The organism is Verrucomicrobiia bacterium (assembly GCA_019634625.1).
In the GTDB taxonomy this organism is placed as follows: Bacteria; Verrucomicrobiota; Verrucomicrobiia; order Limisphaerales; family CAIMTB01; genus CAIMTB01.
In genome coordinates, this window is record JAHCBA010000005.1 from 78,355 (window position 1) to 92,828 (window position 14,474).

The 14,474-nt window shown below is 64.3% G+C and carries 9 protein-coding genes; 3 read left to right on the forward strand and 6 right to left on the reverse strand.

The genetic code is table 11. The features are described from left to right. Positions 1 to 7: 7 nt before the first annotated feature. From bioB to KF833_04535, 3 genes are read left to right on the forward strand one after another with little or no spacing between them, the layout of a single operon-like run. Positions 8 to 1,096, forward strand: coding sequence for a biotin synthase BioB (gene bioB / locus KF833_04525; GenBank protein MBX3744552.1), 1,089 nt, complete (start codon positions 8 to 10; stop codon positions 1,094 to 1,096). Next, positions 1,093 to 1,902, forward strand: coding sequence for a thioredoxin (gene trxA / locus KF833_04530; protein ID MBX3744553.1), 810 nt, complete (start codon positions 1,093 to 1,095; stop codon positions 1,900 to 1,902). Before bioB ends, trxA begins: the two co-directional genes overlap by 4 nt. A 22-nt stretch (positions 1,903 to 1,924) precedes the next feature. After that, entirely contained in the window at positions 1,925 to 2,455 is a 531-nt protein-coding gene (locus tag KF833_04535) for an adenine phosphoribosyltransferase (protein ID MBX3744554.1), read from the forward strand. A 43-nt stretch (positions 2,456 to 2,498) separates the two neighbouring features. Here KF833_04535 and KF833_04540 read toward each other — a convergent pair whose 3' ends face one another. From KF833_04540 to KF833_04565, 6 genes are all read right to left on the reverse strand, one after another. Beyond that, positions 2,499 to 3,479, reverse strand: coding sequence for a TIM barrel protein (locus KF833_04540; GenBank protein MBX3744555.1), 981 nt, complete (start codon positions 3,477 to 3,479; stop codon positions 2,499 to 2,501). Positions 3,480 to 4,171: 692 nt separating this feature from the next. Then, positions 4,172 to 5,167, reverse strand: coding sequence for a hypothetical protein (locus tag KF833_04545; protein MBX3744556.1), 996 nt, complete (start codon positions 5,165 to 5,167; stop codon positions 4,172 to 4,174). Positions 5,168 to 5,338: 171 nt separating this feature from the next. Beyond that, positions 5,339 to 8,125: a hypothetical protein gene (locus KF833_04550; GenBank protein MBX3744557.1), complete on the reverse strand. Its 2,787-nt coding sequence runs from the start codon at positions 8,123 to 8,125 to the stop codon at positions 5,339 to 5,341. A 19-nt stretch (positions 8,126 to 8,144) separates the two neighbouring features. Next, positions 8,145 to 9,923: a delta-60 repeat domain-containing protein gene (locus KF833_04555; GenBank protein ID MBX3744558.1), complete on the reverse strand. Its 1,779-nt coding sequence runs from the start codon at positions 9,921 to 9,923 to the stop codon at positions 8,145 to 8,147. A gap of 60 nt (positions 9,924 to 9,983) precedes the next feature. Then, positions 9,984 to 10,991, reverse strand: coding sequence for a hypothetical protein (locus KF833_04560; GenBank protein MBX3744559.1), 1,008 nt, complete (start codon positions 10,989 to 10,991; stop codon positions 9,984 to 9,986). A gap of 167 nt (positions 10,992 to 11,158) precedes the next feature. Beyond that, complete coding sequence (locus KF833_04565) at positions 11,159 to 14,191, reverse strand: hypothetical protein (GenBank protein MBX3744560.1); 3,033 nt, start codon at positions 14,189 to 14,191, stop codon at positions 11,159 to 11,161. Between the last annotated feature and the right edge of the window lie 283 nt (positions 14,192 to 14,474).

Here is a 14,474-nt window from a genome sequence, read left to right on the forward strand (position 1 = left end):
AACCGCTATGGGGAAGCTCGTTGACGCCACGCCAGGAACACGGATCGCAGCCCTCGGACAGCAGGTTCTGGAAGGCGGGCGCCTCAGCCGCGAAGACGCCCTCTTCCTGTTCCATCTGGAAGGCGCCGCCGACATCTTCGATCTCCTCGCCTGGGCCAACCGCATCCGGGAGCACTTCAAGGGGAACAAGATCCACCTCTGCTCCATCGTGAACGCCAAGGCCGGCGGCTGCTCCGAAAACTGCAAGTTCTGCGCCCAGTCCGCCTTCTACCAGACCGACTCGCCCCGGTACGGCTTCGTCGAACCCGAACCCACCCTCGAGGCCGCCGCCGAAGCCGGACGCAACCAGGTCACCGCCCTCGGCCTCGTCGCCGCCTGGAAGGGCCTCAACGAGGGCCCCATGCTCGACGAGGTCTGCGACCGCGTCCGCGAACTCAAGGCGTCCGGCAAGGTCCGCGTCGATGTCTCCCTGGGCATGATCGGCAAACAGGCCGTCGCCGACCGGCTCCGCGACGCCGGCGTCGAATGCTACGGGCACAACCTCGAAAGCTCCCGCCGCTTCTTCCCCGAACACTGCACCACCCACACCTACGACGACCGCCTCCAGACCATCCGCTTTCTCAAGACGGCCGGCATCCGCATCTGCTCCGGCGGCATCATCGGCATGGGCGAATCCCGCGAGGACCGCTGCGATCTCGCCCTCGAACTCCGCGAAATCGGCGCCAACGTGGTCCCCATCAACATCCTCAATCCCATCCCCGGCACCCCCTTCGAGAAGCTCACCCCCATCGAGCCCATGGAGGCCCTCAAGACCATCGCCTGCTTCCGCTTCCTCCTGCCCCGCCAGGAAATCATGGTCGCCGGCGGCCGCACCCAGGGGCTCCGCGACCTCCAAAGCATGATCTTCACCGCCGGCGCCAGCGCCCTCATGGTCGGCAACTACCTCACCACCCTCAACCGCCCGGTCGAAGACGATCTCCGCATGCTCAAAGACCTCGGCCTCGATCCCTCCTGGGATCATCACTTCGCCGATCAACTCGAATCCGTCCCCGCCGTCCCCTCCGCCGCCGCCCCCGCTGCCCTCGCCACCGCATGAACGAAGCCCCTCTCGATTTCGACCGCGACGTCCTCCACCGCAGCCGTTCCATCCCCGTCGTCGTGGACTTCTGGGCCCCCTGGTGCGGCCCCTGCAAAATGCTCGGCCCCGTCATCGAACGCCTCGCCTCCGAGGCCGACGGTCGATGGGCCCTGGTCAAGGTCGATACCGATGCCCAACCCGGCCTCGCCGAAGCCTACCGCATCGCCAGCCTCCCCACGGTCAAACTCTTCCGGGACGGCGCCGTCGTGGACGAGTTCTCCGGCTTCCTCCCCGAAGCCGGGATCCGGCGCTGGCTCGATCGGCACCTCCCTTCCCCCGCCACCCTCGAACTCGAAAAGGCCGCCGAACTCATCGACGACGGCGATCTCGCCGGCGCCCGCGTCCTCATCGAACAATCCCTCGCCGCCGATCCCGCTCGCGCCGCCGCCAAGCTCCTCCTCGCCGAAATCCTCCTGGCCACCGACCCGCAGCGCGCCCTGGCGCTCCTCGCCGAAATCCCCGTCGAAGCCGATGAAGCCAGTCATGCCCAGGCCCTCCGGTTGCTGATCGAAGGCACGCTTCGCCTCGACCAGGGCCTGCCCGATCACGACGCCCGACCCCGCCTCGAACAAGCCCTCCAGGCCGTCCGCCAGCGTGACTGGGAAACCGCCCTGCCCGCCTTCACCGACGTCCTCGAACGCGCCCCCACCTACGCCGAAGGCCTCGCCGCCGACGCCGGCAAGGCCATCTTCCGCTACCTCGGCATCCGCCACCCCACCGCCGAAAAGCACTACCGCCGCTTCAGCGGCGCCCTCAACGCCTGAACCTTCCGGCCTGAACCCTCCGATGAGCGCCATCCCCGCGGACCCCCTCAAGGACGCCATCCGCAACGTGCCCGATTTCCCCAAGCCGGGGATTCAATTCAAGGACATCACGCCGCTCCTCGCCAACCCCGCCCTGCTGGCCGCCTGCATCGATCGCCTCGTCGGATCCCACCGGCCCGGGGACATCGATCTGGTCGCCGGCATCGACGCCCGAGGCTTCCTCTTCGCTTCCGCCGTGGCCCTCCGCCTCAATGCCGGAGTCGTCCCCGTCCGCAAAAAGGGCAAGCTCCCCTTCGACACCATCGAGGAAAGCTACCAGCTCGAATACGGCACCAACACCCTCTGCCTTCACGTCGATGCCATCCGCCCGGGACAACGCGTCCTCCTCGTGGACGACGTCCTCGCCACCGGCGGAACCGCGGCGGCCACCGTGGCCCTCATCGAACGCCTCGGCGGACGCCTGGTCGAGGTGGTGTTCCTGCTGGAACTCGGCTTCCTCGAGGGTCGCGCCCGTCTCGGCGGGCGCCCGGTCCGCAGCGTGCTCCAGTTCTGACCCAACCCGGCTGACCCGGCCGACGAACCGGCAGTCCGCCCGTTCAGGACCCGAACGCCCGCCGCAGCATGGCGATGCTGTTGGGCACCGCGATATCGGGATCCTCCTTCCCCTCCATCTCCAGCGAGACATACCCGGTGTAGCCCACCTCGGCCAGGATGCGGGCGATCCGCGGGTAATCGAGGTCCAGCGTGTACCACTCGCCGCCCCCGTCGTACGTCTTCGCCTGCACGAACACCGTCCTGGGCGCGATGGCGGCCAGCTTGTCGTAGGGATCCTCGAGGAAGTTCCCGGTATCCATCAATACTCCCAGCCACGGGGAATCGATGGCCTTGACGATCCGCAGCAGCCCCTCCGGCGTGTTGGTCAGACCCCAGTGATTCTCGAGGGCCAGCAGGACCCCGCATTCCTCCGCCTTGGGCAGGCACTTCTCGATCGAGTCGATGCACCACTTGAACCCGTCGTCCTCGGTGTACCCGTCGAGGATCGGCTCGATGCCGCGCGCCTTCATCAGATCGTTGAAATTCGCGATGGTGTTCCAGCGGCCCGAGTTCAACCGGATGCAGGGAATGCCCAGCTCGTAGGCGATCTCGATGCACTTCCGCGTGTGCTCGATCTGCCCCGCCAGGTACTCCGGACGCGGATCCACAAAGTCCTGATGAATGGACAACGCGATCAGGTCGATGCCGTTCCGGAACGCATGCCGCTTGAGCCGCTGCAGATAGGCGCGATGCCCCGGGGTCAGCGGCTCGCGTTCCCCCATGTCCATCTGCCGGTGCAGGATATCCACCCCTTCCACCCCGATCAGCGCGGACTTCTCGATCACCGTCTCGACCGGAACCTTCGCCGTCCGGAAATGCCAGTACGAATAGGTCGAGATCGCCAGTTTGACCCGGGGCCGACGCCCCGCCGGCACCGGCGCTCCCGGCGCAACCGCCGCCCCCGATGTTGGAAGACCCCCAACCAGCCCGGCCGCCGAAGCCAGGGCCGTGGATCCGAAAAAGGCGCGACGTGTGATTGGCATGCATGGAGGATGCGCCAAACCCGGCGCCCCCGTGAATCGGAATCGCCACCCCGCGCACCACCCCCCACCTAACATCGTGCCACCCGTCGCGCCTCCCACCGCGCCTCCCCTCCGCCAGCCCTGCGGCCCGGCCCTCGAACGTCTCGCGCAGCATCCGTTCGGGGGCCAACCCCGCCGAACCGCATCGCGCCGCTCCGGCAGGCACCGAGAACGAAGGAACACGAGTGCGACGCAACGCCCGGAAGGTGACCCTTCGCCCTAAGAGCCTCTCTGAAAACTGGAAGGGGCCCTGCGACGAGGGTTTTGGTCCCGCAGCCGCGGGACGGCGAGGCCGGCGCATCCCCGCAGCGGGCTGTAACGGTCGAGCCAACGCAGGCCCTGGCCGAAAGGACCGTCGCCCGAAGGGTTGTCGCGGAAGAGGCCGGCTGGCTTCGTTGCTCCTCGGTCACAGACCGCTGGCGGGTAGGCTCCCTCCTCGCGCCTCGCCATCCGGCCTTTTCCGCGACACCAGGGCCCCTTCCAGTTTTCAGACAGGCTCTTAGCCGTAGCCATGCAGTTGGGAGGAAAGCGATGGCGCCGCAGAGTTTCGGGCAAGACGAGGAGTGAGCGAGGCGCGTCTTGGAACAGATGCGTAACGAATGAATGACGAAGCTCCTGACCCCTTTCTGGAGGCGTCTCCTACCCACCCTGCATCATGGCAACACGACGACTCGATAGGACCTCTGGGGCTGGCCGAACGGCACATCGTCGGTAACACACTGAACCTCGCCGATAGCGCTTATCGCCGCTCCCAGATCCATCCATCCAGGAGGTGTCAAATCTGATCGATACTGCACCTGGTACGACGCCCCAACCGTGGCATTCCAGCAAATCTCAACCTGCGAGCAACGAATGGTGGCAATCGGGCCGCATAATGGCTTGCGGCAGTAATCGAATGTATTCAGGAACAACGCTTCATTCTGTGAGAACGCACCCGGGACCGTCGTGTCCGCGAACGCATCGTGGTCCGAGTAGATGACCACCCGACCCGCCCCGGGACCCAACATTCCTGCCTCGATTACCGCCAGCGCAACGCCGATCTGATTTGTGGCAAGCGACACAGCGTACGGGCCTAGATCGGTCAGACCCCCGGGAAATACCTGACCAAACGCAGCGACACTGCCAAATGGGCCACGGGTGACCGGGTGCGACGACGGCATCGTCACAGTAGCGGTGGCGAAGCCACCTACCGTGCCGTCGACTTGGACTCCAAACGGGGCGAGAACGGCCTCGTTCGCGGCAGGCGCGCTGGGATCGAATGTTGAGTTATCGGCGAAGACGACTGCCGACCCGCCGTGGCGAACGAACTCCATCACCGCCCCCTGCTCATCCTCGGAGAGCGGCTCGATCGCACCTTGCCGGTCGGCTGCCGAACCGATGATAAGTATGTCCACAACAACGAGGCTTGAGGCATCCATCGTTGTGAAACCTTCGAATGTGACGTTCGGAAACCGGGCCGCGACCGCGGCCCTGGCCTGGGAGTAGTAGGCTCCCTCGATAAAGGAATAGCTTCCGGCTCGCTGGCTGGTGAAGCCACCGACGACGAGGCTCGACTTCGATGTGCATGCCAGAGGTGTCTGCGCCTGTAGTGTCAGCGAGACCGCGAGGGGCAGGATTAGGCGTACTACGTGATCCAATCCGATCTTCATGGCTTTAATGGTATGGTGTCTTTGCAGTGTCACAGAACGTCGTCACCGAATACAACCGCGTCATGCCCTTGGCGGATGCCGTTGTTAAGCACGTTGACGGCGGTCGCTTCCAGCACGGTGATCTTCCCGATCCTGGCTGACTCGGTGAGCCACATGTTTGCCGGCCCGCTCTCAACGGGTATGAGTTCGGAAGAACAGCCGGGTTTCAGGCGAAATCGATCTCAACAGGTCTGTCGTCGCCGCCTCGCTTACAACATTTGTCCACATCGTCCATTCGACCAGGTCCGAGGACTCTTCAACGGTGAAGGCTCTCCCCGCCGGGCCGGAAACGCGGAGGCGGAGTTGACCGGCGTCGAGGAACTCCGCCGACAAGCTGATGACTTCGGCAGGCGCGGCAAAGACGCGAATCACTGCTGGTCCCATCCCGAGATAAATATAGCCCCGTGGATCGTAGGCGACACAGCTGGGAATCCCAAGGTTCTGGCTGGTGTCGAATCCGGCATCGAATGTTCCATCGGGATTGATCCGCGCGTATTTGCTGACCGCATTGCCGAGCACGTTGGAAGCCGTGTCAGAGCTGTTCTCGCGCCCGAAGATCATCACGATCTTTCCGTCAGCTTGCTCGACCGCGTCGATAAACTGCGGACTCACGGTTGCATTGGCGACGTTGAAGACCGGATCAAACGTGCCATCGGATCTCATCAAACGTAACAGATGCTCGCCTTCCACCCCCTGACACACGAGAACGCGGCCGTTCCCAAGGAGCTTCGCGGCAGCGATCAGGTTCGAACCGGTGGTGGTATGGAAAGGGCTGAAGTTCGCAGCCTTGTTTCCGCTGGAGTCGAGTTTCATCAGTTGCGAGGCATCCAATCCATTCCAGGATTGGAAGCCGCCGAACACCCAGATCGATCCAGCCGGATCATGCCCGACACTGGCCAGGGAGTTTGTGTCAAAATTCCACCTTTTGAAGAGGTTTTCACGGCCTGACACTGACAACAACTCTGCCAGCGCTTCCGCCCCCGGCCCATTTTGCACGTCGAAAGCCGGGATGACTCTCCCGTGATAGTCCACCAACGTCGCCTGCATCGCGGCGTTCGTGATCCCGCCGGTGACCACGTTGGTGAACCCTCCGACGAGGACGTAGCCGACACCCGGCCTTTCCGAGATCGAATTCGCCGGGCCCCCAATCAACTCGATGGGACTGAACGACGGATCATCCGGAAGGCCGGCCTGGTCGGCGAATACCCGTTGGATGATGTACTTGAAGACAGGGACTCGGCCTCCAGGACCTCGCCCGCCTTGTCCTTGTCGAACATTGCTACTGCATACAAGCCGGCCTTGGGAGTCGATGATGCCATTCTGAAAGGAGTGGCTGGTGGTTTCCTCGTCCAGGCCGAAGGCACTCCATGCGGATCTTTGGTCAACTACCCCTCCGTCGGGACCGATGCGTTGGATGACACCACTTGTACCGGTCGCCACGACACTCCCGTCCCTTCGGACGAACAGGCGGGTGAGGGTGCCACTGCCCATGCTCGCCGGTTTCATCGTGGGATCGTGTGCTCCGTCGCGGCGCTCGACCACCTGCACGATGCCAGCAGCCGAAGTTTGCTGCCCGAAGATTCCGCCGTCCGAGACAAGGCAACGATAGTTGCCGGAATCATTGGTTGTCGCATTGGCCACGATGAACATTGCGGCGGTCGCATTGGGAATATTCGTGTAGCCCAACCTCCCGGCCGGCTGCTTCTGCCATTGGTAGATCGGATCTACACTCACAGCGAAGACACTGACGCTCAAAGCGAGGGTTTGGCCCGTCAGGAGTGCGGCCGATCGAGGGTGCTCCGTGACGACGATGCGCGGAGTCGGCGTGAAGTTGACATCGGCAACAGGAATGCGAAGCAGCCGGACCAAGCTGTCCGCGGCAAGCGCAAACAGGTGCGGACCGTGACGGAAGACATGCCGGGTCCAGGATTGGACAAGACTGGCAGGCAACGAGGCGGTCGCGGTCGGAAGATTGTCCCACGTTATCCCGTCAGTGACAGAGAACTTTGGCCCTTCGATGCTGGTTCCCGCAAGGTGGCCGAGAAAAAGAGTGGATCCGTCCGAGGTGAGATTCCATTGAAAATTTGCGCCCGTCCCCAATCCGGCTCTCGCCTCTGTCCACGAGTCACCGAAGTCGTCTGTGAAGTAGATGCCCTCGGGCGACCTTGCCCTGAGCGGATCCTCATCGATCGGAATGAAAACCCGGCTGCCGTGGCGAACAAACTGACCGTGGTAAATGCCAACCGGTGCGGTTGTCTTTCTCCAACTGGCTCCATGGTCCGTCGTCTTGTATATCTCATGAGGCAGAGCATTTGGGATTCGCACACTCACGAGTGCTTGCCCTGCCCCGGCTATGACGGACTTCGGCTGAGTGCCTGCGGGCAATCCATTCGTGACTTGGTGCCAGTCCATCCCGTTTGCAGACGTGTACACGCCGTTCCATACCGAAGGGACGTAGTAACGCTCAGACGCGGCGTCATAAGCGATGTCCCGCAGAATCGGAACTGAATCGAGTGCTATACCTGATTCAACGGCCTTCTCCCATGTCGCTTCCCCGGGCCGAAGCCGATGGAGCGCTGTTGCGCCCACCGGTGTCTGCGGTTGAAGCAGATCCCCGCCGACCCAGACGAACCCGTTCTCGAATTTCACAAAGTTCAAGGAGAGGTTCGTCAAGTTGTATGAGCCGGTTCCCTGAACCGCGTTGATGGTGTCAAACGTCCGCCCATCCTCGGTCCGATAGACGCCCGCAGCGCCCAGGAAGTAGAGGTGTGTGCCGTCACTGGCAACAGGTTGAGTGCGGCTTGATGAGGTGCTGGCTATCGTCAGCGGCCCGGGGACGTTCGTGGTTATCTCTGTCCACGTCTGAGCAGGTGCGGCAAGGGCCGGAACGATCCATGCGAGGGCAGGCAATTTCTTCATGCGGCAGTTCGTTTCAGGCTCAGTTCCCTGTCGCGGGCTTCGCTGGAAGGTGGAGGCGGGAGGCGGGGGTTCGAAGCCGGAGTCGCGGTTCGGATCGAACCACATAGAATCGGAACGGAAGGCCTGGGGTTGCCGAACCAACGAACTCGTATTCGCCCGGGACCAATTCCCTGGCAGGACCCATCGGCATCCACTGACTCCTCGGCAAACCCAAGAGATCCGTGGCCAGGACCGTGAAGGTCTCACCCGCCGGGGCCGTGAACTCCATGCGCAACGAACCGTCGCCCGAGAGCGTCACGGCGGTGAACTCAGGTGGCGGGGACATGAGGGCATAGTCGGCGAGGGTCTCCACGAGCCCCGAGGTGACGGCCCCATCCGTTACCCGCGCACGGGCCCTCACGGACCCGGTGACTGGAAGCGCGAGATCGGTGAGTTGCCAGCCTCCCGGAATGCGCACTCCCGCTCCCAGCGCGCTCCAGATCATGCCCCCGTCCGTCGAGAGATCGAACGCGACACCTTCCGCCTCCGGTGAGGCGCCGCCGCGCAGCCATTCGATCCTGTCGGCCGCCGTGACGGCGAGGTTTTGCGTGGCGGCATCGTTCTTGAGCAGCGCAAGATTGGCCCGCGGCTGCCCATTGACCCCGGCAAACCTGCCTCCGATCACCACGCTCCCGTCTCCCTGGATGAGGACGCCCGAGACGACAGGAGCAGCGACCTCGGCGTAGGCGCTGGCAGCGAAGGCGGCATCGATGGTCCCGTCGGGAAGAAGCCTTGCCATGGCGTTGCGAGCGATCCCCCCAACGGCTTTAAAGAATCCGCCGATGACGAGTCTAGCATCCGTCTGCAATCCCATGGTGAACACGCCGACGGTTCCGGCGCCCGAGATCTGTGGATCGAAACCCATATCCAGCGAGCCATCAGGGTGAAGACGGGCCATGTGAGTCCGTGCGGTCCCCGCGACGGAGTGAAAAATGCCCCCGACCAGGATCATTCCATCCGGCTGCTCGCGGATGGCGTACACGCCACCGAATTCGCCGCCGGACACGCCGGGATTGAAGTCAGGATCAAGCGACCCGTCGGGATGAAGCCGCGCGAGGTTGGTGCGCGCCACACCGTCGATCCCCGTGAAGCCGCCTCCCACCAGAATGCGGCCATCAGATTGCCGGACAAGGGCGTTCACAGAAGCGAATCCGCCATCCGCCGACACCCGCGGATCAAAGGCCGGATCGACCGAACCGTCGGACTCAATCCTCGCCAGATGAGCGCGTTCGATCCCGCCGACGGTGTCGAAGATCCCGCCCAGGATGAACCGCCCGTCCGGCAGGAGGAGCGTGGTGTACACCCCTGTGAACGAACCCTCCCCCGACACTCTCGGATCGAAGCCCGCATCGAGGGCGCCGTCCGGATGAAGTCGCGCGGCGAATACCCGCTCAACACCCCCGATCGATCTGAATGCTCCGCCGAGGACGATCCCGCCATCGCCCAGCACGATGATGCTGCTCACATCCCCGCGCACGTCCGCCTCGAAGCCGGGATCGGGATCACCGTTCGGGAGAAGGCGCACCAAATGGTTCCGTCCAGTGCCTCCTGTACGCAGGGCGACCAGTATTCCATGATCGGCCTGCACCGTCGCGGTCACGACAAACGGATCGATGACGGGGCGGAATGCCTCGTCCACGTCGCCCGGCGACGGCCTCCCCATCGACATCCCGTTCCCGGCAAGGATCGAACCCAACACCGCCAGCGCCGCCTTCCGAACGAAGGCCATCCGGTGACGCTCCCATCCAGGTGCCTTCATGGTCGGACCAGGATTCAGATCGAAGGTCGTGCCGCGCGCGGCTTTCCGGCTGCGGGACGCCTACTTCGCCTTGACCACCCAGCCGGCCTTGACCTCGAGATCGCCCTCGTAAACCGCCCGGCTTCTCTCCTCCTGGGCCGATTGGATGGTCAATTCCCCCACCAGCTTCTCCTCCGTAAAGACAACCACGTCATGCTCATCCCGGATCTCGATGGCCTCGTAGAGATTCAGCTTCTCGCCGTCCCTGAAGCCCTGCGCCTTGCCAAGCGACACGATGATCGCCTGCCGGCTCGGTGCGGCAAGCACCTTGCCCGCCGTGGCGCGCCTGGCCTGGAACTCAGCGCTCGCCGCGGCACCCGCGGCCTGATCCCTGGCGGCGATCCGCTTCACGCGACCGGACTCCGGCAGTGTCACGGGCCGCAGTTCCTCGACAATCATCCCGAGCGCATCGACCGTGGCCTTGACCAGAGCGCTGTCCATGAACTCACGGTTGTCGTGACTGATGCCGCCCCCGCTGCCCCTGCCGAATCCGGAAACATTGAAGCTCGTGCCTCTCTTTTCCGCCGTGGCCGAACCGGTCTTGATGACCCGCCGGTGCGAGGCATCCACCAGCCGCCAGTCGATCCGCACATCGACCGAACTCTGCCGGATGCCCACGTTGCCCAGGCCCACGCGCCGGGCGATGCCGCCGACGCCGGTATTGGATTCCTGGGCGCCGAAGCGCGTGACCTTGCCGGTCAGCATGAAGTCCGCGGCGGCAAACCCGCCCTTCTCGACCATCTCAGCCGCGTCGATCCAGCCGTCCTGGCCCTCGCGGATTTCGTCCTTGAGCACATCGAGATGGATCGTTTCGAGCACGGTGAACTTGCCGATTCTTCCGACCTCCGTGACCAGCATGTCGGCCAGCCCGCTGCCCAGCGCGGGCTGCCAGTACTGGATGTGAACCCGGTCCCCGGTGAATGGCGCCACGATCAGGGTCGGAGGTTCGCCTTTGGCAACCCTCGACGTTGTCGCCGCGCCCGAGATCACGAGAAGGGTCAGCAGGGTGGAGATGCAGTGTCGTTTCATATCATGGACGGTGTTGGTGTGCTTGAGTGGTCTTGGAGGTTGTACAGGTCATCCTGGTTCGTCTTCAGCCTGCGGGATCGAACGGTCTGCCTTTCCCGCGCTGCCGAGGGAGTCGTTGGGCATCTTCATCGGGCATGGTGAAGTCCAGGTGGGTGGCAGGCATGGCTTCAAGGCGTCGGCGGGCGCAGCCGGAAGAACCGTTGCCCGGGTTCGACAGGGATCGTGATCCGCACGTTGAGGCCGTTGTCGTTCACCGCGCCGATGTCCTCCCAGCCATCCGGGTCATCGACGACCTCGCTCCACTGCAACACATGCCCTGTCAGCGCGGACGGCCAGTTCACGGTCACGGTCTCGTTCTGCAGCGCGTCCCGCTGCCAAGCCACGCGCAGTTGCTTGCCCTGCTCGGGCAGGCCGGTGGCGGAGATTTGATAGTTGCCGGTGCCACCCGCGGTGTTGTTGGCCACCACCACCAGGAAAATGCCGCTGTCCGGGGCGGTGAAGTTGAGCTGCGCCAGGCTGGCGTGCGTGTGGGAGCCGATGAACTGACCATCGGGACCATAGAGCAGGAGCAACGGCGTCAGGCTCGTTGTGGTCACTTCCTGGACTTGCAGAGTGATGTTGTTCCCTTGATCCGCTTCAAACGTCCAGGGATCCAGATCGGCGAGTGTGACGGCGCCTTCATGGTTGCCGCCGTTGGTCAACGGCCCGCCCTCGTCCCCGCCGGGGATGATGAACGCGCCCGGGATCTTCAGGTAGTGGAGCCGGTAGGTGCCGATCAGGCCGGTTCCGAAACTGACCAGGGCAGTGTAGCTGCCCGCCACCCCGGTCACGAAGCTGATGCTGGCGTCATTGTGAGCCGAAGTGCTCGCGACCAACTCGCCATCGGGCCCATAGACACCCAATCGGAGCGTGGGTATGGCGGAGTTGCCCGAACCACCGGTGAGCGCGGCCAGGCGCAGGAGCACCTGCTCGCCCGCAGACACTTCAAAGGTCCAGGGATCCAGATCGGCGAGTGTGACGGCGCCTTCGTGGTTGCCGCCGTTGGCCAGCGGCCCACCCTCGTCCCCGCCGGGGATGGTGAAGGCACTGGGAAGCTTCAAGTAGTGCAGGCGGTAGGTGCCGGTCAGGCCGGTTCCGAAACTGACCAGGGCAGTGTAACTGCCCGCCACCCCGGTCACGAAGCTGATGCTGGCGTCGTTGTGAGCCGAAGTGCTCGCGACCAACTCACCCTCGGGCCCATAGACACCCAATCGGAGCGTGGGTATGGCGGAGTTGCCCGAACCCCCGGTGAGCCCGGCCAGGCGCAGGAACACCTGCTCGCCCGCAGACACTTCAAAGGTCCAGGGATCCAGATCGGCCAGCGTAACGGCACCTTCGTGGTTGCCGCCGTTGGCCAGCGGCCCGCCCTCGTCCCCGCCGGGGATGGTGAAGGCACTGGGAAGCTTCAAGTAGTGCAGGCGATAGGTGCCGGTCAGGCCGGTTCCGAAACTGACCAGGGCAGTGTAGCTGCCCGCCACCCCGGTCACGAAGCTGATGCTGGCGTCGTTGTGAGCCGAAGTGCTCGCGACCAACTCACCCTCGGGCCCATAGACACCCAATCGGAGCGTGGGTATGGCGGAGTTGCCCGAACCGCCGGTGAGCCCGGCCAGGCGCAGGAACACCTGCTCGCCCGCAGACACTTCAAAGATCCAGGGGTCCTCCTCCCCTACCGCAATAGCCCCTTCGTGATTCCCGCCGTTTGTCAGGGTTGTTCCGTTCGCGGGCTCGGGCGAGAACGGCCCGGCTTCGAGCAGATAGTTGATCCGATAGTTGCCTGAACCTCCTATCAACAGGGAGTCCAGGACCACGTTGAACGTGCCGGTGGTCGGCAGGATGAGTTTGAGCGTGCTGGCCGAGGCACTGCCCGGGACGGTGTCCACGCTGTATCCGACCAGCGTGCCGTTGCCATCGTACACCCTCGCGCGGGGTGCGTAGGTCGCGGCGCCCGTCAACTGAGTCAGGCCGAGCGTCACCCGGTCCCCGGCATTGGCGGTGAAGGTCCAAACGTCCAGGTCGCCGAGCGTGGTGCTGCCGTCCTGATTGCCGGTGACGAGCGGCATGCCATCGTCCAAGGGCGGGGTGATGAACGAGCCGGGCGATTTCAGATAGAACAGCCGGTAGTTGCCGGTGCCCTCGACCAGGCTGGAATCGAGCACGACCGTGAAGCTTCCTTCCTCGTCCGGCACAAAATCCAGCCGCGCTTCAGACGCATTCGAGTTGCTTGCGCCCGCCGCGTGGCCCACGAGGAGACCCCGGGCATCATAGACCTGGAGGCGTGGGGCGAAGGTGGCATCACCCGAAGTTTGCGCCGCGCGCAAAAATACGCGCTCGCCGGCCGCCGCTTCGAACGTCCACGCATCCATGTCACCGAGGCTGATCGCCCCATCGTGGTTCCCCCCGCTGGTGAGCGGGCCTCCCGTGTCGCCCGATGGCGTGGTCACGGCGCCTGGGAGTTGCAGCCGGTGAATCCGGTAATTGCCCGTGCCTTCGGCGGTGGCGGAGTCGATGGCGAGCATGAACGTGCCCTCCGCCGTGGGTTGAAACAGCAGCCGCGCCTCGGAAGTGCTCGAGTTGGAACCACCAGCCGCCTCAGCCAGGAGTCCTCCATCAGCGCCGAACACGCGCATCCGGGGAACGAATCCCGTGCCGCCGGAGAGTTGTGCCAGCCGGAGCAGCACCGAGTTGCCCGTCGCCGCCTCGAAGCTCCAGACGTCCAGGTCGCCGATGGCGATGGCGCCTTCGGAGCGGGATTCGTTGGGCAGCGGGCCGCCGGTTTCGCCGGAGGGGACCGCGGCGTCCCCGGGTTGGCGCACGAAATCCATGCGGTAGTTGCCGGTGCCATTGGCCAGTGCGGAATCCACGATGACCGTGAACGTCCCGGTGGAGGTGGCGACATGGTCCAGGCGGGCGGAAGACGTCGAGGAATCACTGGCTCCGGCCGCCCGTCCGACCAGGTTTTGTCCGGCATCGAAGACGCGGAGGCGCGGGGCGAAAGTCGTGCCGCCGCTGGTCTGGCTGGCGCGCAGGTAAATGCGATCACCCTCCTGGGCGGTGAAGGTCCATGTGTCCTCGTCCCCGGCAGGAGAGATGGCGTCGCTGTGATTGCCGGCGTGGGTGAGGGGGCCGTCAGCCCGCACCGTGAGCAACCCGGCCATCAGCATTGACAGCGAAACAGTCAGCGCCTTGACGGCAGAAGCCCGGGCATGAAGAACGGTCGGCGTTGAGATCCGCGGCTGGAAATCAGTCAGGGAAGCGCGCAGACGCCGATTCGGCGACAGAGGCTCAAGGACGGGGCCAAGGGGAGTTCGCGCCGGGCGTAATTGCCCGTGGGAAGATTGCGCTGTCGGTGGTACTTCAGGGGTGGGCTTTATCATGTGATCGTGGAAATGGGCGTCGTTGTCGGGTCGCAGCAGAGCGCAGCACGGCGGAAAACGTCCGCACGTT

Excerpts from the sequence above, each read along its gene's own strand:
- bioB (MBX3744552.1), top strand. The coding sequence starts at position 8 with ATGGGGAAGCTCGTTGACGCCACGCCAGGAACACGGATCGCAGCCCTC.
- trxA (MBX3744553.1), top strand. The coding sequence starts at position 1,093 with ATGAACGAAGCCCCTCTCGATTTCGACCGCGACGTCCTCCACCGCAGC.
- KF833_04535 (MBX3744554.1), top strand. The coding sequence starts at position 1,925 with ATGAGCGCCATCCCCGCGGACCCCCTCAAGGACGCCATCCGCAACGTG.
- KF833_04540 (MBX3744555.1), bottom strand. The coding sequence starts at position 3,479 with ATGCCAATCACACGTCGCGCCTTTTTCGGATCCACGGCCCTGGCTTCG.
- KF833_04545 (MBX3744556.1), bottom strand. The coding sequence starts at position 5,167 with ATGAAGATCGGATTGGATCACGTAGTACGCCTAATCCTGCCCCTCGCG.
- KF833_04550 (MBX3744557.1), bottom strand. The coding sequence starts at position 8,125 with ATGAAGAAATTGCCTGCCCTCGCATGGATCGTTCCGGCCCTTGCCGCA.
- KF833_04555 (MBX3744558.1), bottom strand. The coding sequence starts at position 9,923 with ATGAAGGCACCTGGATGGGAGCGTCACCGGATGGCCTTCGTTCGGAAG.
- KF833_04560 (MBX3744559.1), bottom strand. The coding sequence starts at position 10,991 with ATGAAACGACACTGCATCTCCACCCTGCTGACCCTTCTCGTGATCTCG.
- KF833_04565 (MBX3744560.1), bottom strand. The coding sequence starts at position 14,191 with ATGCTGATGGCCGGGTTGCTCACGGTGCGGGCTGACGGCCCCCTCACC.